Annotated in this window: 15 protein-coding genes; 12 read left to right on the top strand and 3 right to left on the bottom strand. The window is 63.4% G+C overall.

The genetic code is table 11. From position 1 onward, the window contains the following. Window positions 1–6 precede the first annotated feature (6 nt). The 3 genes from KVP70_RS22440 to KVP70_RS22430 all read left to right on the top strand — a co-directional run bounded on the left by KVP70_RS22440 (window position 7) and on the right by KVP70_RS22430 (window position 3,183). Window positions 7–912, top strand: a complete 906-nt coding sequence (locus KVP70_RS22440; RefSeq protein WP_217944508.1) for a metal ABC transporter substrate-binding protein — start codon at window positions 7–9, stop codon at window positions 910–912. Continuing rightward, the gene (locus KVP70_RS22435) at window positions 909–1,691 is read left to right on the top strand and encodes a metal ABC transporter permease (protein ID WP_217944507.1); all 783 of its coding nucleotides are present in this window, start codon (window positions 909–911) and stop codon (window positions 1,689–1,691) included. Before KVP70_RS22440 ends, KVP70_RS22435 begins: the two co-directional genes overlap by 4 nt. Window positions 1,692–1,797: 106 nt before the next feature. After that, complete coding sequence (locus KVP70_RS22430) at window positions 1,798–3,183, top strand: tetratricopeptide repeat protein (protein WP_217944506.1); 1,386 nt, start codon at window positions 1,798–1,800, stop codon at window positions 3,181–3,183. A 5-nt stretch (window positions 3,184–3,188) separates the two neighbouring features. Here the strand turns inward: KVP70_RS22430 and KVP70_RS22425 are convergent, their stop codons facing one another. After that, window positions 3,189–5,009 (bottom strand): GGDEF domain-containing protein, encoded by a 1,821-nt coding sequence (locus tag KVP70_RS22425; protein ID WP_262311696.1) that lies wholly within the window; start codon window positions 5,007–5,009, stop codon window positions 3,189–3,191. 174 nt (window positions 5,010–5,183) lie between these two features. Between KVP70_RS22425 and KVP70_RS22420 the strand changes: the two genes are divergently transcribed. The 6 genes from KVP70_RS22420 (at window position 5,184) to KVP70_RS22395 (ending at window position 15,686) form a co-directional block, all read left to right on the top strand. Then, window positions 5,184–5,828 carry a methylamine utilization protein gene (locus KVP70_RS22420; RefSeq protein ID WP_217944505.1) on the top strand — a complete coding sequence of 215 codons (645 nt, stop codon included), beginning with the start codon at window positions 5,184–5,186 and terminating at the stop codon, window positions 5,826–5,828. 14 nt (window positions 5,829–5,842) lie between these two features. Further along, window positions 5,843–8,260 carry a putative bifunctional diguanylate cyclase/phosphodiesterase gene (locus KVP70_RS22415; RefSeq protein ID WP_217944504.1) on the top strand — a complete coding sequence of 806 codons (2,418 nt, stop codon included), beginning with the start codon at window positions 5,843–5,845 and terminating at the stop codon, window positions 8,258–8,260. Between the two features lie 148 nt (window positions 8,261–8,408). After that, complete coding sequence (locus KVP70_RS22410) at window positions 8,409–9,491, top strand: DUF5694 domain-containing protein (protein WP_217944503.1); 1,083 nt, start codon at window positions 8,409–8,411, stop codon at window positions 9,489–9,491. Window positions 9,492–9,649: 158 nt separating this feature from the next. Continuing rightward, window positions 9,650–11,821 carry a prolyl oligopeptidase family serine peptidase gene (locus tag KVP70_RS22405; protein WP_217944501.1) on the top strand — a complete coding sequence of 724 codons (2,172 nt, stop codon included), beginning with the start codon at window positions 9,650–9,652 and terminating at the stop codon, window positions 11,819–11,821. Continuing rightward, window positions 11,818–14,301, top strand: a complete 2,484-nt coding sequence (locus KVP70_RS22400; protein ID WP_262311695.1) for a zinc-dependent metalloprotease — start codon at window positions 11,818–11,820, stop codon at window positions 14,299–14,301. The genes KVP70_RS22405 and KVP70_RS22400 overlap by 4 nt, the downstream gene beginning before the upstream one ends. Window positions 14,302–14,483: 182 nt before the next feature. Further along, window positions 14,484–15,686: an ammonium transporter gene (locus KVP70_RS22395; RefSeq protein ID WP_217944499.1), complete on the top strand. Its 1,203-nt coding sequence runs from the start codon at window positions 14,484–14,486 to the stop codon at window positions 15,684–15,686. A 1-nt stretch (window position 15,687) separates the two neighbouring features. Here the strand turns inward: KVP70_RS22395 and hepB are convergent, their stop codons facing one another. Together hepB and KVP70_RS22385 are read right to left on the bottom strand one after the other, a co-directional pair. After that, window positions 15,688–18,510: a heparin/heparin-sulfate lyase HepB gene (hepB, locus tag KVP70_RS22390; RefSeq protein ID WP_217944497.1), complete on the bottom strand. Its 2,823-nt coding sequence runs from the start codon at window positions 18,508–18,510 to the stop codon at window positions 15,688–15,690. A gap of 83 nt (window positions 18,511–18,593) precedes the next feature. Further along, window positions 18,594–19,169 carry a helix-turn-helix domain-containing protein gene (locus KVP70_RS22385; protein WP_217944496.1) on the bottom strand — a complete coding sequence of 192 codons (576 nt, stop codon included), beginning with the start codon at window positions 19,167–19,169 and terminating at the stop codon, window positions 18,594–18,596. 171 nt (window positions 19,170–19,340) lie between these two features. Here KVP70_RS22385 and kbl point away from each other — a divergent pair, with 171 nt between their 5' ends. Genes kbl through KVP70_RS22370 form a run of 3 tightly spaced genes read left to right on the top strand, consistent with a single transcriptional unit; the run spans window position 19,341 to window position 22,981 of the window. Further along, window positions 19,341–20,546 (top strand): glycine C-acetyltransferase, encoded by a 1,206-nt coding sequence (kbl, locus tag KVP70_RS22380; RefSeq protein WP_217944494.1) that lies wholly within the window; start codon window positions 19,341–19,343, stop codon window positions 20,544–20,546. A 27-nt stretch (window positions 20,547–20,573) separates the two neighbouring features. Continuing rightward, complete coding sequence (locus KVP70_RS22375) at window positions 20,574–21,545, top strand: NAD-dependent epimerase/dehydratase family protein (protein ID WP_217944492.1); 972 nt, start codon at window positions 20,574–20,576, stop codon at window positions 21,543–21,545. A gap of 32 nt (window positions 21,546–21,577) precedes the next feature. Next, window positions 21,578–22,981, top strand: coding sequence for an L-serine ammonia-lyase (locus KVP70_RS22370; protein WP_217944490.1), 1,404 nt, complete (start codon window positions 21,578–21,580; stop codon window positions 22,979–22,981). Window positions 22,982–23,065 lie beyond the last annotated feature (84 nt).

The raw sequence follows: 23,065 nt of genomic DNA, 5'->3' as shown, positions 1-23,065 counted from the left end.
GCAGGCATGAAACGCACACTCAAACATCTGCTGGTCGCCGCGGCCTGCGTGGCAGCCACCTCGGCGCACGCCGCCATCAATGTGTTGGCCTGCGAGCCGGAATGGGAAGCGCTGACCAACGAGCTCGGCGGCGACAAGGTCAAGGTCTCCAGCGCCACCAACGCGCTGCAAGACCCGCATCGCATCGAGGCGCGGCCGAGCTTGATCGCGCGCACGCGCAACGCCAACCTGCTGGTGTGTACCGGGCTGGAACTGGAAGTGGGCTGGCTGCCGGTGCTGGTCCAGCAATCGGGCAACAGCAAGATCGCCGCCGGCCAGCCGGGCAACTTCGAGGCGGGCGCCTTCGTGCCGCGCCTTGACGTGCCGGGCAAGGTCGACCGCAGTGAGGGCGACGTGCATGCCGCCGGCAATCCACACATCCAGCAGAACCCGCACAATATCGCGCTGGTCGCCGTGGCGCTGGCCAAGCGCCTGGCCGAGCTGGACCCGGCCAACGCCGCCTACTACCAGGCGCGCCAGAAAGATTTCGCGGCGCGCTGGGATGCGGCCATGCTCAAGTGGGAGAAGCAGGCTGCGCCATTGAAAGGCGTGGCCGTGGTCGAACACCACAAGAACATGGAGTATCTGATGGGCTGGTTGGGCTTGCGTCAGGTTGGCACGCTGGAGGCCAAGCCGGGCGTGGAACCGAGCGCCGCCCATCTGTCCGAGCTGCTGGCGCAACTGCAGCGCGCGCCGGCCAAGATGGTGATACGCGCCGCCTACCAGGACGGCCGCGCTTCGCAATGGCTGTCCGAGCACGCGAAGATTCCGGCGGTGGTGCTGCCGTTCTCCGTCGGCGGCGACGACAAGAGCAAGGACTTGTTTGGCCTGTTTGATTCGACGGTACAACGCTTGATGGATGCTAATAAATGAACGCGGAAGTGCTTGATCTGATGATCATCCTGCCGGCCTTGCTGGCCGGCCTGTTGGTGTTGCTGACCCACGTGCCGCTGGGTGCGCAGGTGCTCAAACGCGGCATCGTGTTTATCGACCTGGCGATCGCGCAGATCGCGGCGCTGGGTGTGATCATCGCCGGCGCCGCCGAGCTTGATCCACAAAGCTGGGCCGTGCAGGCCGCCGCCGCTGCGGCCGCCGTGCTCGGCGCGCTGCTGCTGACGTGGACTGAAAAACGCTGGCCGGAAGTGCAGGAAGCGCAGATCGGCGTGATGTTCATCCTGGCCGCGACGGCCGGCTTGCTGCTGGTGGCCCATAACCCACATGGCGGCGAGCATTTGCAGGACCTGCTGGCCGGCCAGATTTTATGGGTGCGCTACGAACAGCTGCTGTTGCCGGCAGTCGGCACGGTGGTGATCTGCGGCTTGCTGTTTTTCCTGCGGGAACGCCTGAGCCGGCTGGGTTTCTACCTGATCTTCGCGTTGGCGGTCACGGCGTCGGTGCAGCTGGTGGGTGTGTATTTGGTGTTCACCAGCCTGATCGTTCCCGGCCTGGCGGTGCGCCACTATGTTGGCAAGAAACGTCTGGTGCTGGCCTACCTGATCGGCGCCGCCGGCTACGCCAGCGGCCTGGTCTTGTCGACGCTCTACGATTTGCCGTCGGGCGCTTTGATCGTCTGGTGCCTGACGATAATAGCCATCGCCGTCTACGCATTTGGCCCCAAACCGAATGGCGCGCGTCGCGTGGCCCATCACTAGAAACGATATCATTTCACTATGACTCGTTTGAGCGTAGTCAAACCCGAGCCGGGGCTGCGTTTTACACTTTAACCAACAATGTTGTGGTGTTGGCCAGAGGTGTACCATGAAGAATCAAAGCTCGGCGAGGGCAGGTTACGACACTTTTCTATGGTACCGGGAGGCGGCCGAGCGCGGCAATCCTTACGCCCAGTTCAATCTGGGCCTGGTCTATAAAAAAGGGCAGGATGTGGCGCGCGACGAGGTCCGCGCTTTTTACTGGATGTCCAAGGCGGCCCAGCAGGGGTTGGCGTTCGCGCAGAATCACCTGGGCGTGATGTACTTCAACGGCCGTGGCGTCGCTCACAACGACAAGGAGGCCGTGCGCTGGTTTCGCGCGGCCGCGCTGCAGGGCGAGGTCTCGGCCCAGCAAAATCTTGGGCAGATGTACAAGAAGGGCCGCGGTGTGGCGCGCAATGATGAGACCGCCCTGTCGTGGTTCTACCGCGCCTCCGAGCAGGGCGTCGCCAGCGCGCAGACTTTGCTGGGCGAGGCCTATGTGCACGGCCATGGCGTGCGCCGCAATTATCCGCTGGCCCTGGCATGGTTCCGCAAGGCGGCGCTGCAAAACGATGCCAGCGCCCAGCTCAATCTCGGCTTGATGTACAAGCACGGCCACGGCGTGGCGCGCAACGACGGGCAGGCGCTGGCCTGGTTCCGGCAGGCCGCCGCACAGGGCTGCGCCGTCGCGCAGCGGCTGGTGGGCGTGGCCTATGCCGAGGGGCAGGGCGTGGCGGCCGACCAGCTGCGCGCCTATGCCTGGCTGCTGCGGGCGGCGGAGCAGGAAGACGCCGACGCGCAATTCAATCTGGGCATCATGCTGGCCAACGGCAAGGGCGTGGACCGCGACGACGAGCTGGCTTTCACCTGGTATCGCCGGGCAGCCGAGTCCGGCCATGTGCTGGCCCAGTACAACCTCGGCGGCATGTACGCGCGCGGACGCGGCGTGGCGCGCGACGAACAGCGGGCGCTGGAGTGGTATCGCCTGGCGGCCGAGCAGGGGGCGCCGAACGCCCAGTTCAATGTCGGCGTGATGTACGCCAACGGCCACGGCGTGGCCAAGGACGAGGCGCGGGCGGTGGCCTGGTATCGCTGCGCGGCCGAACAGGGCGACGCCAGTGCGCAAAACAACCTGGGCGTGATGTACGCCAACGGCCTGGGCGTGGCGCGCGACGAGGAACTGGCCGTGAGCTGGTACGGCAAGGCGGCCGAGCAGGGCCATGCGCTGGCGCAGTTCAACCTGGGCGGCATGTACGGCAGCGGGCGCGGGGTGGCGCGCGACGATGAAAAATCCTGCATGTGGCTGACCCTGGCCGCCGAGGCCAGCGACCTGGCGGCGGCCAGCAACCGCAAGAAATCCGACCTGGCCCTGACGCCGCAGGCAATCGAAGCGGCCAACGAACAGGCGCGCCGCTGGCGTGCCACCCATGCGACGCAGGTGCGTCCGGCTTGATCGGCTCAGTTGGCTTGTTGGCGGCGGTCGACGAACAGGCTGTTGCCGTGGATCTTCTTGGCTTGTCGCTTCGATTCCGCCGCGGCGGTGGCGATCTGGTGGTGGGTGTAGTACTGGCGCGGTTCGACGCGGATCGCGCCGATCGACAAGCTCATCAATGAGTAAAACACTTTCTTGCCCTGGCGGTCTTCGCTGATGTAGCCGCCGCGCTCGCGGTCTTCAATGCTGTAGAAATCCTGCACTTGCCGCTCGAACTCTTCCAGGATGAGCTTGCAGCGGGCCTCCCAGTCTTCGCTCTGGAACAGGATCATGAAGTCGTCGCCGCCGATGTGGCCGACGAAGTCGCGGTCGGCGTCGGTGCGCTCGCTGAGCAGGCGGCCGGTCAGCTGGATCACGTCGTCGCCGCGGCGGTAGCCGTAGACATCATTGAACGGCTTGAAATGGTCGAGGTCGAAATAGCAGACCCAGAACCGCGTGCCGCTCTCCAGCAGGCGGTCGATATGCTCGTTGATCGGCACATTGCCCGGCAGCTGGGTCAGCGGATTGGCGTAGCGCGCCGCGTTGATCTGCATCTGCGTGATCTCGCGCATCAGGTCGTGGCCGGTGCCCATGCCCAGGTAGCGCCCCTGGTCGGTGATGATGAAGCCGTTGAACAGCTGGTGGGCGTCGGCCTGTATCATGCGGAAGCTCAGGTCTTGCAGGCTGGTGTCCTTGTCGGCGATCAGCGCATTGCTGTCCATGAATTGCTTGCACGACTTCTTGCCGTACAGCTCGCGCTGGTAGGGGCGGGCGAAGTGCTCGATCATGTCGAAGCGGCTGACCAGGCCCAGCGGCACACCGTCGTCCACCACCGGGACGATCAGCAGCTTGGGATGGCGCACGAAGATTTCGTACAGCTCGTTGTTGTTCATGCTGGACGGCACCGAGTCAGTCTGGTGCAGCAGCTTGTAGATGCTGGCGCCGTTCTTTTCTGCGCCGCGCTGCGGATAGACCGCCACGCCGTTGCGCGCCAGCGCCTTGACCACCTCGGCCGGCGCGGCGCGGGCTGGCTGGGCGTGCGGCCGGCCAAGATGGTAGCCCTGGCCGAAGGCGACGCCGACATCGCGCAGCACCAGCAGCTCGGCCTGGGTCTCGATGCCCTCGGCGATCACCAGCGTGTTGGACTTCTCGGCGATCTCCTGGATCGAGCGCACAAACTGCAGCTTGACCGGATCGTGGTTGATGCCCTGGATGAAATGCATGTCGATCTTGACATACTCGGGCCGCAGTTCCGACCACAGCCGCAGGCTGGAAAAACCTTCGCCGAGGTCGTCGATGGCGATCTGGAAGCCCATGTTACGGTAATGCAGCACCGCTTCGCGCATCAGCTCGTAGTCGTAGGTCGGCTGGTTCTCGGTCAGCTCGATGATGACGCGGTCCGGGTTGATGCCGATCTGGTGGATGTATTCCAGCGTCTCGCCGTGCGGTGCGTCGCGTTGCAGCAGGCATTCCGGGCTGACGTTGAGGAACAGCTTGCCCGGCAGCTCCAGCTCGGCAAAACGCTCCAGCACCACGCGCCGGCACAGGTGCTCGACCTCGACCGTCAAGCCGTTGGCGCGCGCCACCTTGAACAGATTCATCGGCGCGTGTAGCGGGCTGTCGGACGGCCCCCGTATCAAGCCCTCATAAGCGATGATTTCGCCGCTCTGCATGTGTACAATCGGCTGGAACAACGCGCTCAACTGGCGGCGTGCCAGGATGTCGTACAGGTGGGCGCGCAACACCGCCTCCTCGTCCTCGGCCTTGGGCGGAAGATAGATGATGTTGGGGCTGAGGACGGAATTCACGGTGAATGCTTGCCAAAAGTCGGTTTAACTGCGTAATGTTAATTGCCTTTTGTGACTGCGTGATGACCTGCGGAAAGAATTCGCGACAAACTGCGAAAAACCGTGCCGTAGATTATTGCCCACGCGCTACAATCTAATTTGACCAACCTTCGTTTCATCGAGATCAGGCTATCCATGTACCATCACGCCACCCGCCAGACCCTGTCCACCTTGCTGTTGCTGAGCGCGGCAAGCGCCGGCGCCACCGGCATCACGGTGCAGGTGCAGGACGCCGGCGGCAAGGCGCTGGCCGATACCGTGGTCTATGTCGAGCCGGAAAGCGGTGCGGCCAGCGGGCGGGCACCGGCCACGGCGGAAATCGAGCAGAAGGGGCTGAAATTCGTGCCCCTGGTCAGCGTGGTCCAGACCGGCGCCAAGATCTACTTTCCGAACAACGACAAGGTCAGGCACCACATCTATTCGTTCTCGCCGGCCCACAAGTTCGACCAGAAGCTGTATTCCGGCCAGTCGGCCACGCCGCAGGTGTTCGACAAGGCCGGCACGGTGGTACTGGGTTGTAACATCCATGACAAAATGCTGGCCTATGTCAAGATTGTCGATACGCCGTACTTCGCCAAGACCGACGCCAGCGGCGCCGCCCGCATCGAGCTGCCGGCCGGCGGCAAGTACCTGGTCAAGGCCTGGCACTACAACACGGTCGGCGGCGCCACGCCCGAGCAGGTGGTGACGGTGAAGGCGGGCGAAGCGCCGGCCAGCGCCGCCTTCAGGCTGCCGATGAAACCGATCGTGGCCGACGACCCGTCGTCGTCCACACTTTAAGGGAAAGCCCGAGCATGCGCATGCGCTTCCGCAGCCTGGAAAGCCGTATCGTCACACTGTTCCTGGTGTTGATCGTGGCTGTGCAGGTGATCGGCCTGCTGGTGATCCAGCGCGGCATCGACAACAATGCGCGCCTGTCCATCAGCAGCGAGTTGGGCAACGGCGCCAAGGTGTTCCGCCGACTGCTGGACCAGAACGCGCAGAACCTGCGCTTCGGCGCCCGTCTGCTGGCGCGCGATACCGCTTTTGTGGCCACCATCGGCAACAACGACGAGAACGACCGCGGCACCATCCTGTCCGCGCTGGACAACAGCGGCAAGCGCATCAAGGCTTCGCTGTCGATGCTGATCACCGCCGACCGCAAGATCAGCGTCGCCACCAACAACAGCCAGGCGGCCGCGCTGGAGAAGCAGGTCGCCGGCATGCTCGATGCCGCCGAATCCTCGGTGGGCGCCAGCGGCATCGCCATTGTCGAACACCGGCCTTACCAGATCGTCGTCATGCCCATTCTGGCGCCGCGGACGATAGGCTGGATCGTCATGACCTTCCCGATCGACCGCCAGCTGGCCGGCGACATGCGCGAAATCAGCGCGCTCGATACCGCCGTGCTGACCCGCGACGCGCAAGGCAAATGGCTGGCCGTGGGCTCGACCTTCGCCGGCCCGGAGACACAGAGCGTGGTCCAGCAGCTGCAAGCCTTGCCCGGCACGCCGGTCGGCCCGTTCGACCTGTCGCTGTCGGCCGGCCAATACAGTGCGCGCCTGCTGGCGATCGGCCAGGATGGCGGCCAGACCGCCAACGTCCTGCTGGCCCGTTCAATCGACGAGGCGACGGCGGAATACAGCCGTCTTGAGCGCTGGTTGATCGGACTGACGCTGGGCGGCATCCTGGTTTCGGCGCTGGCCATCGTGTTCACCGCCAAGCGCATCGCGCAGCCGATCAGCGAGCTGGCCGTCACCGCCAGGCGTCTGGAGCAGGGCGACTACAAGTGCCAGATCGATACCAGCCGCGAAGACGAAATCGGCGCGCTGGCGCATGCCTTCGACGCCATGCGCGAGGGGATCGCCAAGCGCGAACAGGAGATCCGCCGGCTGGCGTACTGGGACACGCTGACCAACCTGCCGAACCGCGCGCAATTCGTGCTGCTGCTGAACGACGCGCTGGCCAATGCCGCCAAGCGCGAGGAAACCGTGTTCGTGCTGATGATGGATCTGGACCGCTTCAAGCACGTCAACGATGTGATGGGCCACAGCTTCGGCGACGCCTTGCTGCGCCAGGTGGCCGGCCGCTTGCAGCTGCTGCTGGCCAATCGACGGCAATCGTCGGCGCAGGTGGCGCGCCTGGGCGGCGACGAATTCGCGGTGCTGCTGCCATCGTCGGACCTCGATTCGGCGCGGCGTATGGCGGCCGAGATATTGCAGGCGCTGGAGACGCCGCTGTCGCTGGAAGACCAGACGGTGGACATCGGCGCCGGCCTGGGTATCGCCGGCTACCCTGAACACGGCAACGACGGCGAGGCGCTGCTGAGCATGGCCGAGGTGGCGATGTACGCGGCCAAGCAGCGCAACGACGGCGCCGTGGTGTACGACCCGGCGATGGACAAGTCCAGCGAGAAGAGCCTGTCGCTGTTGACGGAGCTGCGCAACGCCATCGAACGCAACGAGTTTCGTCTCCACGTGCAGCCCAAGATCAGGCTCGATACCGGCGAGGTGGTGGGCATGGAATCGCTGGTGCGCTGGGCGCATCCTGAGCGCGGCAACGTGTTCCCCGACGAGTTCATTCCCTTCGCCGAGCAGACCGGCTTTATCCGCGTGCTGACCCGCTGGGTGATCGAGAAGTCGGCGGAGCTGTGCCAGGAGCTGACGGCCAAAGGCTATCCGCTCAAGGTCTCGGTCAACCTGTCCACGCGCGACCTGCTGGACCAGGACCTGCCGGCCAAGTTTGCCGAAACGCTGGCGCGTTACCAGCTCGCTCCCAGCTCGTTCTGCCTGGAGATCACCGAGAGCGCCATCATGGACGATCCGGTGCGCGCCCAGCACACGCTGGAGCGGCTCAGCGCCATGGGTGTCGATTTGTCGATCGACGATTTCGGCACCGGCTATTCGTCGCTGGCCTACCTCAAGCGCCTGCCGGTCAATGAGCTGAAGATCGACAAGTCCTTTGTGCTGAACATGGAGAACGACATCGGCGACACCAAGATCGTCCGCTCCACCATCGACCTTGGCCACAACATGGGCCTGCGCGTGGTGGCCGAGGGCATCGAGAGCGAGGCCGTCTGGCGCCTGCTGGCCGATCTGGGCTGCGATCAGGGACAGGGCTACTTCATGAGCCGTCCGATCCCGGGCGACCAGTTGATCGCGTGGCTGGAGAAGTGGCAAGCGCCGACCGCCAAGCTGGGGCCGGACTACAGCGCCGTCGATATCGGCAGCTGAATTTTCAGCGAGCCCCATCCTGTTTCGTCCTGCTCCATCCCGGAAATTTGCATTTCGGTTGGCTGAATCTGCATTACGTCGCATTGTCTGTTACACCACTTCGCGGCCTCCTTAAGCTAGCGCGATTCCAACTATTTCAGGAGGCCCCATGCAGCGTCTGCTCGCCGGTATCTTTGTCGCCGCCGTGTTTCACGGTAACGTCTTCGCCGTCGAATCGCCCGGTCCGGCCTTCATGCCTGGCGCATTCAAGCTGCAAAGGGGGCAGCCGAACGAGCTGATGGTGCTTGGCACCGCCCATCTGTCGCAATTGCCGAAGTCCTTCGATCCCGTCAATCTGAGCCTGTTGATGGACCGTCTCGCGAGCTGGCAGCCCAAGGCCATCGCCATCGAGGCGCTGTCCGGGGCGCAGTGCGCGTATTTGCGCAGCTACCCTGGACGTTATGACGATACCGTCAAGACCTATTGCTGGGACCCGGCGCCGGCGGTCAGCGCCACCGGCCTGGACGTGCCCGCCGCTACCGCGCAAGTGGATCGGATGCTGGCAGCGTGGCCGGCCGCGCCGACGGCAGGCCAGCGGCGCAAGCTGGCGTCGCTGTTGCTGGCGGCAGGCGAACCCGCCTCCGCGACGGTGCAGTGGCTGCGCTTGCCCGCCAACGAGCGGCACGCAGGCGACGGCCTGAATGACAAGCTGGTGGAAATCCTCGACAAACTGCGTCAAAAGCGCAATGAGGATTATCTGATCGCCGCGCCGCTCGCGGCCCGCTGCGGCCATGAGCGGGTCTACCCGATGGATGACCACACCTCCGACTCCAATGTCGCCGATGAAAAGGCCTATGGCGCGGCGATTATGAAAGCCTGGGACAACCCGTACAACGCGACGCGCAAGCGCCAGGACGATGCCTTGCGCGGCGGGCTGGGGACACCGGCCGGCGTGTTGGCGCTATACCGCGGGTTCAACGCCGCCGACGCCGCCGAGCTGGTCTTCCGCGGCGATTTCGGCGCGGCGCTGGAAGAGCCGTCGCCCCAGCACTTCGGCCGCGGCTACGTCAGCTACTGGGAGACGCGCAATCTGCGGATGGCCTCGAACATCCGCGAGGCGTCCGCCTTGCAACCAGGCGGGCGCACCCTGGTCGTCGTCGGCGCGTCGCACAAAGGCTACCTGGAGGCTTATCTGAACGCGATGCATGACGTGCGCATCATCAGCACGGACAGCATCCTGCGCGCCGAATAAAACACGCCGATAACGCTTTCCTATCATTGCTTATTTGTCACAAAGCAAGCTATGATCGACCGCGTGACGCGTGGTGGTTGCTGGTGTCATAGAGCCCCCGGCGGTACCGTAGCCCGGTCCGCCGTTCCCGAATATTCTTCGATCTTATGGACTTTCGCATGAAGCATTTGAAATGCGCCGCCCTGGTGGCCGCCGTGCTGCTGGCGCACAGCGCCTCCGCCCAGACTTGCGCCGTTTCCGGCCCCGGCATGAACTATCCCGTCACCCGCACCGTCGATCAAACCGACGACTACCACGGCGTCAAGGTGGCCGATCCCTACCGCTGGCTGGAAGACGCCAACAGCGACGAGACCCACGCCTGGGTCGTCGCGCAGAACAAGCTGACGCAGGACTACCTGTCGCAGATCCCCGGCCGCGACGCCATCAAGACCCGCCTGACCAAGCTGTGGAACTTCGAGCGCTTCAGCGTGCCGTTCAAGGAAGGCGGCCGCTATTTCTACAGCCGTAACGACGGCCTGCAAAATCAGTCGGTGCTGTACACGATGAAGACGCTGGCCGACATGCCGCGCATGCTGCTCGATCCGAACACGCTGGCCGCCGACGGCACCGTCGCACTGGCCGGCCTGGCGGTGAGCCCGAACGGCAAATACCTCGCCTACAGCACCGCCGCTTCCGGCTCCGACTGGAACGAGATCAAGGTGCGCGACATCGACACCGGCAAGGACATCGAGGATCACATCCAGTGGGTCAAGTTCTCCAGCACCGCATGGCTGCACGACGGTTCCGGTTTCTTCTACAGCCGCTACGACGAACCGAAGGAAGCGACCAAGCTGGCCGACGTCAACTACTTCCAGAAGCTGTACTTCCACAAGATCGGCACGCCGCAAGACGCGGACACGCTGGTCTACGACCGTCCCGACCACAAGGACTGGGGCTTCGGCGGCGAAGTCACCGAGGATGGCCGCTTCCTCATCATCACCGCATCGCAGGGCACGGAGAACAAGAACCGCGTCTACTACAAGGACCTGTCGCGTAAGGACGCCAAGGTGGTGCCGCTGCTGGAGGACTTCGACGCATCGTATAACTTCATCGGCAACGATGGCACGGTGTTCTGGTTCCGCACCGAGCGCAATGCGCCGCGCGGCCGCATCGTCGCCATCGACACCCGCAAGCCGGGTGTGCTGAACTGGAAGCAGATCGTGCCGGAAACCGCCAACACCATGGTGTCGGCGTCGATCGTCAACAACCAGCTGCTGGTGGACTACCTGAGCGACGCCCACAGCCTGGTCAAGGTGTTCGACCTGAAAGGCAAGCCGCTGCACGATCTCGAGCTGCCGGGCCTGGGCTCGGCGGGCGGATTCGGCGGCAAGCGCGGCGATGCGGAGACCTTCTACTCGTACACCAGCTTCACCACGCCGACCACCATCTACCGCTACGACCTGAAGGCCAACAAGAGCAGCGTGTACCGCCAGCCTAAAGTGGACTTCGACCCGGCCGCGTTTGAAACCCGCCAGGAGTTCTTCACCAGCCGCGATGGCACCAGGGTGCCGATGTTCATCGTCTCCAAAAAAGGCCTGAAGCTGGACGGCAGCAACCCAACCTACCTGTATGGCTACGGCGGTTTCAATATTTCGCTGACGCCGTCGTTCTCGGTGGCCAACCTGGCGTGGCTGGAAATGGGCGGCGTCTATGTGATGGCCAACCTGCGCGGCGGCGGCGAGTACGGCGAATCGTGGCACGCGGCCGGCACCAAGCTGCAAAAGCAGAACGTGTTCGACGATTTCATCGGCGCGGCCGAATGGCTGGTCGCAAACAAGGTGACGTCGCCAGCCAGGCTGTCCATCGGCGGCGGCAGCAACGGCGGCCTGCTGGTTGGCGCGGCGATGACGCAGCGTCCTGAATTGTTCGCGGCGGCGATCCCGCAGGTGGGCGTGCTCGATATGCTGCGCTTCCACAAGTTCACCATCGGCTGGGCGTGGACTTCGGACTACGGCTCATCCGACAACGCCGACGAGTTCAAGGCGCTGGTCAAGTACTCGCCGCTGCACAACCTGAAGAAGGGTACCTGCTACCCGGCGACCATGATCACCACCGCCGACCACGACGACCGCGTGGTGCCGGCGCACAGCTTCAAGTTCGCCGCCACCGCGCAGGCCGACCAGGGCGGCGCCGCGCCTATCCTGATCCGCATCGACAGCAAGGCGGGCCATGGCGCCGGCAAGCCGACCACCAAGCAGATCGAGGAAGTGGCGGACCGCTGGGGCTTCCTGAGCCGCGCGCTGAAGATGGATGGCGTCACGGAGGCAGTCAAAGCGGCAGGCCAGCAGTGAGGGCCGCGCCAGTCGCCGGGCCGCTGCTGTGCGCCATCCTGATGCTGGGCGTGGCGCCGATGGCGCCGGTGCTGGCGGCAGCCGCCGAAGGTGCGCCTGCGCCTTCGGCCAAGAAAATCGCCGATGTCACGCGCGGCCTGCAATCGCAGCCGGGCTTCATCGACCTGTGGCGCGATACGGACAAGGGCAGGGTGCTGCTGTCCGTGCCGGCGCTGGAGCAGCCCTTTCTGCTATTGAGTTCCTTGCCTTATGCGCTGGGCTCGAACGATGTTGGCCTCGATCGTGGCCAGCCGGGCGAGATGCGCATGGTGCATTTTGAAAAGCACGGCGCGCGCCTGCTCCTCGTGCAGCAAAATACCAATTTCATTGCCGCCTCGGCGGACAAGGATGAACGCGCCGCCGTTGCCGAATCGTTCGCCAGCGGCGTGCTGTGGTCCGGCGAGATCCTCGCCAGTGAGGGTGAGCGCCATCTGATCGACTTCTCCAGTTTCCTGCTGGCGGACCGGCACGGCGTCGGCGCGCGGCTGACCGCCACCAAGCAGGGCGCGTACCAGATCGATGCGGCCCGCAGCGCGGTGCTGGCCGAGCAGGCCAAAGCCTTCCCGGACAACGTCGAACTGGAAGCGCTGCTGACTTTCGCCGGTCCGGGACAAGCGGAGCATGTGCGCCAGGTTGCGGCCGACGCCAGCAGCCTGTCGCTGCGCCAGCGCATCAGCATGGTGCGCCTGCCTGCGACGGACTGGCAACCGCGCAGCTATCATCCGTACTCCGGCGGCTTCGATGTCAACTACTATGATTTCGCCACGCCGCTCGCCAGCAGCATCGATGTGCACTGGCAGGTGCGGCATCGTCTTGAGAAGACCGATCCATCGGCTGCGGTCAGCACCGTCAAGAAGCCGATCGTCTACTACGTCGACCGTGGCGCGCCTGAGCCGGTGCGCTCGGCGCTGATAGCCGGCGCTTCATGGTGGGCCAGCGCCTTCGAGAAGGCCGGCTTCAAGGACGCCTACCGTGTCGAGCTGCTGCCCGAAGGCGTGGATGCGATGGACATCCGCTACAACGTGATCCATTGGGTGCACCGCGCCACGCGCGGCTGGTCCTACGGTAACGCGCTGGCCGATCCGCGCACCGGCGAGATTATCCGGGGCGCCGTCACGCTTGGTTCGCAGCGCGTGCGCCAGGACATCCTGATTGCAGAAAGCCTGCTCGCGCCATATGGCAAGAACGCCCCGGCCGACAAGCAGAAACTGGCCGAGGCCATGGCGCTGGCGCGCCTGCGCCAGCTGGCGGCACATGAAGTCGGCCACACGCTGGGCTTTGCACACAACTTCGCGGCCAGCCGCATGGGCAATGGCTCGGTGATGGACTATCCGCACCCCATCCTCAAGCTGGACGCCAAGGGCAACGTCGATATCGCCGATGCCTACGGCGTCGGCGTCGGTCCGTGGGACGACTACATCGTCAAGTACATCTACGGCGATTTCGGCGGCGGCGCGCAAGAGCAGGCCGCACTGGCCAAGCTGCGCGCCGAGGCCCGCGCGGCCGGCATGCTGTACTCCAGCGACCAGGACGACCGCTCGCCCGGCTCGAGCCATCCCGACGGCCTGCTGTGGGACTTCGGCCCGGACTCGATCAAGACCTGGGACCAGCTGGGCGCCGTGCGCCAGCGCGCGCTGCAAACCTTCTCGGTCGACGTGCTGCCCGACGCCCGCCAGATCGGCGAGCTGGAGGCGCGGCTGGTGCCGGTCTACCTGCTGCAACGCTATCAAGGCGAAGCGCTGGCGCGCCTGATCGGCGGCGGCGATTTCGACTACGCTATCAGTGGCGACATCAAGGCCGGCCTGGCCAAGGCGGGCATCAAGACCACGCCGGCGGCGGTGCAGCGCCAGGCGCTAAATCGTTTGGCGGACAGCCTGCGCGCCGAATACCTGGCGCTGCCGGCCGGTGTGCTCGATATCCTGACGCCGCCGGCGATGGGCCATGAACGCAGCCGCGAATACTTCGCCACCCGCATGGAGTCGGTGTTCGACGCCTTCTCGATCGCCGAAGCGGGCGCCGCGCAGACGGCCGGCTTCCTGCTCGACCCGGCACGCATCAACCGCGTCGCCTGGCAGCACGCGCGCGATGCGCAGCAGCCGGGCGTGCAGGAAGTGCTGTCGCTGCTGCTGCAAAAGACCTGGAAACGCGAGCCGGTGCCAGCCTCCGTGGCTGGCGGCGAGGCGGTGCAACTGGCCGCCAACTGGGTGCTGATCGACGCCACCTTGAATTTGCTCGACGGCGGCAAGCTGCACCCGCAGGTGGACGCGGAAGTGCGCCAGTCCGCTCGCGAGCTGGCGCAATGGCTGCAAAAGAATCCGGGCAAAGGCGTCACCGCCGACAGCCGCAAGCAGGCGGCCGCCCTGATTGCCGTCTACCTGGCCGATCCGCGCAGCGTCAAACTGCGCGCCATGCCGTCCATTCCGCCAGGCGCACCGATCTGACCTCAAAAACCGCGCGCACCAAAATGACGCCTTATTTCGGTGCGCACGGCCTTGGTGCATGTTCATGCACAAAATAAAAACACCTTGAAATCAAGTACTTAAAATTTGCACCAAATTGGAACGAAACTTGCTTTTATCAGTGCTCGTTGTCAATTTTTGCATTATTTTGGGGAGAATTTTTGATGGGTGGATACAAGGACGGCGCCGATGCATTGTTCATATTGCTTGGCGCCATCATGATTTTGGCCATGCATGCCGGCTTCGCTTTCCTGGAGCTGGGCACGGTGCGCAAGAAAAACCAGGTCAACGCGCTGGTCAAGATCCTGGTGGATTTCGCGGTATCGACGATCGCCTACTTTTTCGTCGGCTACAGCATCGCGTATGGCGTCAATTTCTTCACTTCGGCCGAGGTGCTGTCCGCCAAGAACGGCTATGAGCTGGTCAAATTCTTCTTCCTGCTGACGTTTGCCGCCGCCATCCCGGCGATCATCTCGGGCGGTATCGCCGAACGGGCGCGCTTCCATCCGCAATTGATCGCCACCGCGCTGCTGGTCGGCCTGGTCTACCCGTTCTTCGAGGGGATCGTCTGGAACCACCGCTTTGGCGTGCAGGAGTGGCTGGCGTCCGTGTTTGGCGCCGAGTTCCATGATTTCGCCGGTTCGGTGGTGGTGCATGCGGTGGGCGGCTGGATCGCGCTGCCGGCGGTGCTGCTGCTGGGCGCGCGCCGTGGACGCTACATGAAGAACGGCGCCATCGCCGCCCATCCACCATCGTCGATTCCTTTCCTGGCACTGGGCGCCTGGATTCTGACGGTGGGCTGGTTCGGCTTCAACGTCATGAGCGCGCAAGCGCTGGACAAGATGAACGGCCTGGTCGCGGTCAATTCGCTGATGGCCATGGTCGGCGGCACGCTGGTCGCGCTGCTGATGGGGAAGAATGACCCCGGCTTTGCCTATAACGGCCCACTGGCCGGCTTGGTGGCGGTGTGCGCCGGCTCCGACCTGATGCACCCGCTGGGCGCGCTGGCCACCGGCTGTATCGCGGGCGCGGTGTTTGTCTGGATGTTCACGCTGGCGCAAAACAAATGGAAGATCGATGACGTGCTGGGCGTGTGGCCGCTGCACGGCCTGTGCGGCGCCTGGGGCGGTATCGCTGCCGGCATCTTCGGGCAGAAGGCGCTGGGCGGCATCGGCGGCGTGTCGTTGGCGTCCCAGCTGGGCGGCACCTTGCTGGGCATGGCGATCGCACTGCTTGGCGGCTTCGCCATCTATGGCGTGCTGAAGGCCACGCTGGGCCTGCGCCTGGACCCGGAAGAAGAGTTCCAGGGCGCCGACCTGGCGATCCACCGCATCAGCTCCACGCCGGAGCGTGAAGCCAATTGGTAGCTTACGGTATGTGGCTGACCGCTCCGCGTTGCAGCACGTAGTCGCCACCGCCGGGCGCCGTGAAGTACAGCGTGCCGGCCTCGGGCTTGACTTCGTACTGTACCGGCTGGCCGCCCAGCTTGGCGACGGACCATATTCCCGCGCTCAAATCGGTAACTAGCACTTGAACCGACAGACTTGAGGCCGACAAGGTAAAGCTGGCGGAGGTGTCCAGTTCCTTGCTGTCCTTGGAGAAAAGTACGGCGCGGTCCTGAATCTGCACGCCGGATAGCAGGTCGGATACGACAGCCGTGGCCGGAAGCGCAGTCGTGCGGCCGGTAGCGTCCATGACCTGCATGACATTCAGGAAGGTGTCTGCGGCGGCTTTTGTGGCGGGCGATATTTCTATGCGCCATGCTCCGGCTTCTTCTGTGTTTTTGACGTTGGCGGCGTAAATAGGATAGTTGCTGCCCTGGACCCGGTACTCGTTGCCAGTCCCGCCCACTGCCGTGATAACGGCGTTGGCGCCGGCCGGCAACAGGGTGCGATTAACGAGTTGGCCGTTGTAGCCGACGGTGGCGTCGACCCGCTTGATTGTGACGGTGTCGCCAACGATCTGTGGTTGGGATTGGCTATGCAGCAGCCACGTCTTGGTGAAGCTGTCATTCGTCGACGTAATCTTGTCGAACACGATCAGTGCGGCAGGGTGTTCCGTGTTCTTCAGATTCAGGAAGACAAAGGAGCGTTTGACTTCGCTCACCTTGGCCGAGTACGCATTGGTCAGGTCGCCCTTCAGATAGCTGTAGTCCGGTATGACCGGGTCGGGGCCGAAATCGTGCTTCAGCACGCTTGCTACAATGGAGCTGTCTTTGACCGGCACGTCGCGCAAGACATCGGCCGGCGAGGTGCCCAGTAGATCCGCCTGCGAGAATGACTCCTGCCGATTCTGCGGATTGACCCAGCGCTGGCCACCGTCATTGCCGGATGTCTGGAAAGTCTCGGCGGGGTCGAAAATCAACAGGCTGTTGTGCGCTATGGTCCGTTTTTGATAGTTCATGTCGTGCAAACCGCCGTAGCCCTGCGTTGGACAGTTTTTCACTCCGGGACAGTTTTCCGCTAGCCCCTCATAAATGCCGGATGCCGTGGCCAGCCCGCCCTTGTAGTAAATCTGGAATTGTCCTGCGTCCAGGTGCTGATGATTCCTGTATTGGACGCTGCCAATCTTCATGCTTGCGACCACCGCGCCGGAATCCATATTCACGCCGTCTGTCCAGCCGGTGCGCGCAACCATCATTCCATACGGTTCCGGGAAATACTTCGTCAATGGCAGTGATTGCGACACTTGTTCCGGCAATTGGGTGTCGCGGAACAGCACATGCCAGATGTCGTCCAGCGCAGCAGACGTGACGTTAAGTTGCTCCACAACTTTTTGCTGTAATACCATCTCATGCTTCAGCATTGGATCGCTGTAGTAGCTGGATGCCAGCAGGTATGGCATCGGTTCTGACCAATACTGGCGGTACTGCATGTAGTACGAATGATAGACATCGCCGTCGCGCAAGAACTGTCCATCCGGCCTGCGCATGTAGATCCAATGATACGGTGTCATTTGCTGTGCAGGATCGAACAGGTTCGCGCTGCCCATGCGGCGGAAGATCCACGATGCAAACATGTCTCCGATATAGCGCACCGGCCCGTAGGACACGCCCTGGTGATGCGCGTGCGATGGGTAGGCGTAGTTACGCGGCTCGATGTAATCGGCAAAGAAGCGGCCAGCCACCAGTTGATAGATGGCTGGCGCTTCGTCGTAGAAGGCGATGGCCGCACCGAGCTGGTCGCGCATCAACAGAGTTTCGCTGCCATGGCCTGTGACCGATCCCTGCTTACTCGGCGGGAAACCGATCTCCATTTTCCCGGCAATCTCGACGAACTTGTCGATGAATAACTGCCGCTGCTCGGTGCTCAGCAGCGGGTAGCACCAGTCGTAGACTATTGCTGTGGTCAGGATGGTGTCGCCGCGGGGCCTACCGTCGTCATCCGGGACGTTGAAGCTAATCGTGTTGATAAAGTCGGTCATCATCGTGACCGCTTGCGCACCGCTGGCCTGGTTGCCATCAAGCAGATAATAGAGGGCCTTGGCCTTGACCGAAGCCAACACCGCCGAGCTGAAATTGGATTTGCCTGCTTCCGCCGGTGGCGGCAAGATGCCCGATCCTGGTGCTGCCACGGCGGCGTCCAGGCGCTTGCGGATCAGCTGCAGCTCAGGGGCACTGAAATGGCTGCGGATATCGGCCAGGTCGGATGACCTGACAAACAGGCGCGGGTGGCCAGCGGGTGGAGTGACCGGCAATGCGGCGGGGTTAGTTCCAACGCCAGTGGGCGTAAATGAAGGCAATGCCGTAACGAAGATGCGGTCCAGTCCAAAATTTTCTGAAAAGGGCGTGAACTTGAGAGTCTGCTTACCCTTCGGCAGGACTCTTGTCGTCGCGTACCATTGCCACGCATCGGATGTTTTTGGCATGACAAAGTTGGGGTTTGATGTTTGGTACGTGAAGAGGCGTACGGCATTGGAACTCTTGTCTCTGGCCAGTCCCCTTATCCAGATTTTGTAGTTGCCCGGATAAGGAATGTCCACCTCGTAGGAGAGGTCGAGTAGCCCTGTTGTAGCGGCCATGTACTTGCCACCCGATGCGGTCGAGTTGTTGGTCAACGTCCAGGAAGCATTCTCCGGGAGCGCCTCGGCCTCGATCATGGTATCGATGGGGAAGGATGCTGCAAGCACGGGCGCGCTTGCAGCCACTATGCTCATGCCGAGGAAGGTGCGGACGAAATGAGGGGATGGCATTGAACTGGCTCCTTGCAATGTTTATTAATTAATAATTGCAAGGATAGTAACACTAATATTGACGCTGCCGCCAGCGTTAACGGTTAGCGGTGTATCACCACCAGCAGCGCCTTCGCCTCGGTCTTGCCGACGTTGCGGATGATGTGCTGCTGGTCCCCTGGGTAGCGCGCCGTGCTGCCCAGCTTCATCTTCTTCTTGTCCGGTCCGACCTCCACTTCCACTGAACCATGCAGTAGAGTCAGGTGCTCCTGCGCGCCGGGATCATGCCCTTGCGAAGCCAGCTCGCCACCCGGCGCCAGCGTCAGTTCATACCACTCATATTTGCTGGCCAGTTCCAGCGGACCCAGGATGCGCAGCACATAACCGGCGTGATGGCCGGGCAGGGTGGGGATCTCGTGCGCCTCAATCACGCGCACGGTCTCCGTCTGCCGCTCCGCCGTCGCCAGCAGCTCGCCGATCTGCACGCCCAGCGCATTGGCCAGCCGCCAGGTGATGGCGATGGTCGGATTCGCCTTCTCACGTTCAATTTGGGACAACATTGATTTGGAGACGCCGGCGATGCGCGACAGATCCTCCAGTGTCAGGCCACGGGCCAGGCGCAGCCGCTGGAGGGCGGCGCCGACTTCTGGAGGTGCATTCGTCGAAACGGGTGTTTTCATTGTTTTATTCGGCAGATAGGCTAAATTTCAAGTGAATCGCTGCGCGCGCATGGCTTGCGCAGCGCACTGCTGTTCTGTAAAATTCGATATATTGAATTTAAGTTCGACATAACGGATTTCGCATAAAGCAGTGTAATTGCGGTGAAATCGTACCACACACAGGGACCCATCATGACCATTCCAGCTAAAACCACCTTCTTCAGCGGCCTGCAAGAAAACCTCGACCAGTTGCGCGAGCAGGGCCTCTACAAGCCAGAGCGCGTGCTGGCTTCGCGCCAGGGCGCGGAAGTGACGAGCGAAGATGGTCGAATGCTGATCAATATGTGCGCCAACAACTACCTGGGCCTGTCCGGCCAGGAATGGGTGGCGCAGGCCGCCATCGAGGCGACGGAAAAATATGGTTACGGTCTGTCGTCGGTACGTTTCATCTGCGGCACGCAGACCGTGCACAAGCAGCTGGAGCAGGCGATCTCGAAGTTCCTCGGCACCGAGGACACGATTCTGTACGCGGCCGCCTTCGACGCCAACGGCGGCGTGTTCGAGCCGCTGTTCGACGAAAACGACGCCATCATCTCGGACGCGCTGAACCACGCCTCCATCATCGACGGCATCCGCCTGTGCAAAGCGGCGCGCTTCCGCTACGCCCACAACGACATGGCCGATCTGGAAGTGCAGCTGCAAGCGGCGGCCGGCAAGCGCCATAAAGTCATCGTCACCGACGGCGTGTTCTCGATGGACGGCACCATCGCCCAGCTGGACAAGATCTGCGGCCTGGCCGACAAATACGGCGCGCTGGTGATGATCGACGAATGCCACGCCTCCGGCTTCATGGGCGCGACCGGCCGCGGCACGCACGAGCACCACAACGTCATGGGCCGCGTCGACATCATCACCGGCACCCTGGGCAAGGCCCTGGGCGGCGCGATGGGCGGCTTTACCTCGGCGCGCAAGGAAGTGATCGACATGCTGCGCCAGAAGTCGCGTCCTTACCTGTTCTCGAACACGCTGGCGCCGTCGATCGCCGGCGCCTCGCTGGCCGTGCTGCAAAAGCTGTCGGAATCGACCGAACTGCGCGACCGCCTGCATGAAAACACCGCCTTCTTCCGCAAGGAGATCGAGCGTATCGGCTTCACCATCAAGCCGGGTACGCACCCTGTAGTTCCTGTCATGTTGTTCGACGCGCCCGTCGCGCAGAAGTTCGCGGCACGAATGTATGAGCTGGGCGTTCTGCTCAGCGGCTTCTTCTACCCGGTGGTCCCGATGGGCCAGGCCCGCGTGCGTGTCCAACTGTCCGCGGCCCACACCCGCGAGCAGCTGGAAACCGTGCTCAAAGCATTCGAACAGGCAGGCCGTGAGCTCGGCCTGCTGAAGAACTAAAACATGAAAATCGTCAGGAACAATAATATGAACACTCAAGAACGCATCCTCGTCATTGGGGCCAACGGTCAGATCGGGAGCGAGCTGGTGGAGGCGCTGGCCGCCCAGCATGGCGCGCAGAACGTCATCGCCGCCGACATCAGCCCGACCAATCTGTATGGCGCGGCGCGCTACACCACGCTCAATGTGCTCGATAAGGTCGCGCTGTCGGCGCTGGTCACGGACGAAGGCATCACCCAGGTCTACCAGCTGGCGGCGATGCTGTCGGCCACCGGCGAAGCGGCGCCGCTGAAAGCCTGGACGCTGAACATGGACGGCCTGCTGAACATCCTGGAAGTGGCGCGCGAGCGCGGCGCCATCGGCAAGCCGCTGCGCATCTTCTGGCCATCGTCGATCGCCGCCTTCGGCCCGAACACCCCGGCCGTCAACACACCGCAAACCACGGTGATGGACCCGACCACGATCTACGGCATCAGCAAGCTGGCCGGCGAGCGCCTGTGCGAGTACTACTTCATCAAGTACGGCGTCGATGTTCGCTCGATCCGCTACCCCGGCATCATCAGCTTCAAGTCGCCACCGGGCGGTGGCACCACCGACTACGCCATCGCCATCTTCCACTCGGCGCTGCGCGGCGAGCGCTATGAATGCTTCCTCGGCCCGCAGACCACGCTGCCGATGATCTACATGCCCGATGCGATCCGCGCCACCATCGAGCTGATGGACGCGCCGGCTGAGCAAGTGAAGGTGCGCTCGGCCTACAACGTGGCCGGCGTGTCGTTCAACCCGGAGCAGCTGGCGACGGCGATCACCCGTGCGCTGCCGGACTTCAAGATCGGATATAAGCCTGACAGCCGCCAGGCCATTGCCGACACCTGGCCGCAAAGCCTGGACGACGCCACCGCCACCGCCGACTGGGGCTGGAAAGCCCGCATCGGCGTCGACGAGATGGTCGCCGACATGCTGGCCAACGTCGACGTCCACCTGGGCAAAGCCGCGTAATTCAAACACACTACAAAAAAGAGAGACAACTGATGGACATGAGCGTATTCGACCTGTTTAAAATCGGCATCGGGCCGTCGAGTTCCCACACCGTGGGACCGATGGTGGCGGCCCGCCGTTTTCTGCTCGATAGCGCTCCGCTGGACGACGTCACCGGTGTGAAGGCCGAACTGTATGGCTCGCTGGCGCTGACCGGCATCGGCCACGCCACCGACAAGGCGGTGATCCTGGGCCTGATGGGCGAAACCCCGCAAGACGTGGTGCCGACCAGCGTTGACTCGCAACTGGCGCAAGCCGAAGAGGTGGGCGAACTTTTGTTGTTGGGCGCCCACAAAGTGCCGTTCAAGCGCGGCACAAACTTGATCTTCCACATGGCCGAATCGCTGGCCGAGCACCCGAACGGCATGCGTTTCACGCTGACCCGCGCCGACGGCGGCACCTACAGCAAGGTGTACTACTCGGTGGGCGGCGGCTTCATCAAGGAGGAGGGCGAAGCCCACCAGGCCGCGCCGACGGTGGGCAGCGCTCCCGCCGCCGCGATCCCGTTCGCCTTCGACACCATGGACCAGCTGCTGGCCCATGGCGAACGCACCGGCCTGACCATCCCGCAGATGCTGCGCACGAACGAAAACATCAAGCGCACGGACGAGGAAGTGAACGCCGGCATCGACAAGATCTGGCACGTCATGCGCGACTGCATCGCCCACGGTCTGGAGACGGGGGGCCAGCTGCCGGGCGGCTTGAATGTCAAGCGCCGCGCCGCCAACCTGTGGAAGCAGGCCAGCGACGCCAAGGCTTCCGACAACCGCGCCAACGACCTTCCGCACGACGCGCTGCACCAGGTCAGCCTGTACGCGATGGCGGTCAATGAGGAAAACGCCGCCGGCGGCCGCGTCGTCACGGCGCCGACCAACGGCGCCGCCGGCATCATCCCGGCCGTGCTGCGCTACTACGCGGAAGACTGCAAGCCGAGCGATCCGGTCACCGGCATCCGCAACTTCATGCTGACGGCTGCGGCCATCGGCATGCTGTGCAAACGTAACGCGTCGATCTCCGGCGCGGAGATCGGCTGCCAGGGCGAAGTGGGGGTGGCCTGCGCGATGGCGGCGGCCGGGCTGGTGGCGGCGCTGGGCGGCAGCAACGCCCAGATCGAGAACGCGGCCGAAATCGGCATCGAACATCACCTGGGCATGACCTGCGACCCGATCGGCGGCCTGGTGCAGATTCCCTGTATCGAGCGTAACGGCATGGGCGCGGTCAAGGCGATCACCGCCGCCTCGCTGGCGTTGAAGGGCGACGGCACCCACTTCGTCAGTCTCGACGAAGTGATCGAAACCATGCGCCAGACCGGCGCCGACATGCAGGCCAAGTACAAGGAAACTTCGTTGGGCGGCCTGGCGATCCACGTGATCACCGTCAACCACGCGGCCTGCTGAACCTGCCGGGGTCAAGTCTGACATTCGGACACGTGCTCTGCCGTAGCCTTCGCGTACGGCAGAGCACGTGTCCGAATGTCAGAC

The sequence above is a fragment of the Duganella violaceipulchra genome, from assembly GCF_019166075.1.
GTDB classification, from domain to species: domain Bacteria; phylum Pseudomonadota; class Gammaproteobacteria; order Burkholderiales; family Burkholderiaceae_D; genus Rugamonas; species Rugamonas violaceipulchra.
This window is presented reverse-complemented; position numbering and strand designations above follow the sequence as displayed.

Excerpts from the sequence above, each read along its gene's own strand:
- KVP70_RS22440 (WP_217944508.1), top strand. The coding sequence starts at position 7 with ATGAAACGCACACTCAAACATCTGCTGGTCGCCGCGGCCTGCGTGGCA.
- KVP70_RS22435 (WP_217944507.1), top strand. The coding sequence starts at position 909 with ATGAACGCGGAAGTGCTTGATCTGATGATCATCCTGCCGGCCTTGCTG.
- KVP70_RS22430 (WP_217944506.1), top strand. The coding sequence starts at position 1,798 with ATGAAGAATCAAAGCTCGGCGAGGGCAGGTTACGACACTTTTCTATGG.
- KVP70_RS22420 (WP_217944505.1), top strand. The coding sequence starts at position 5,184 with ATGTACCATCACGCCACCCGCCAGACCCTGTCCACCTTGCTGTTGCTG.
- KVP70_RS22415 (WP_217944504.1), top strand. The coding sequence starts at position 5,843 with ATGCGCATGCGCTTCCGCAGCCTGGAAAGCCGTATCGTCACACTGTTC.
- KVP70_RS22410 (WP_217944503.1), top strand. The coding sequence starts at position 8,409 with ATGCAGCGTCTGCTCGCCGGTATCTTTGTCGCCGCCGTGTTTCACGGT.
- KVP70_RS22405 (WP_217944501.1), top strand. The coding sequence starts at position 9,650 with ATGAAGCATTTGAAATGCGCCGCCCTGGTGGCCGCCGTGCTGCTGGCG.
- KVP70_RS22395 (WP_217944499.1), top strand. The coding sequence starts at position 14,484 with ATGGGTGGATACAAGGACGGCGCCGATGCATTGTTCATATTGCTTGGC.
- hepB (WP_217944497.1), bottom strand. The coding sequence starts at position 18,510 with ATGCCATCCCCTCATTTCGTCCGCACCTTCCTCGGCATGAGCATAGTG.
- KVP70_RS22385 (WP_217944496.1), bottom strand. The coding sequence starts at position 19,169 with ATGAAAACACCCGTTTCGACGAATGCACCTCCAGAAGTCGGCGCCGCC.
- kbl (WP_217944494.1), top strand. The coding sequence starts at position 19,341 with ATGACCATTCCAGCTAAAACCACCTTCTTCAGCGGCCTGCAAGAAAAC.
- KVP70_RS22375 (WP_217944492.1), top strand. The coding sequence starts at position 20,574 with ATGAACACTCAAGAACGCATCCTCGTCATTGGGGCCAACGGTCAGATC.
- KVP70_RS22370 (WP_217944490.1), top strand. The coding sequence starts at position 21,578 with ATGGACATGAGCGTATTCGACCTGTTTAAAATCGGCATCGGGCCGTCG.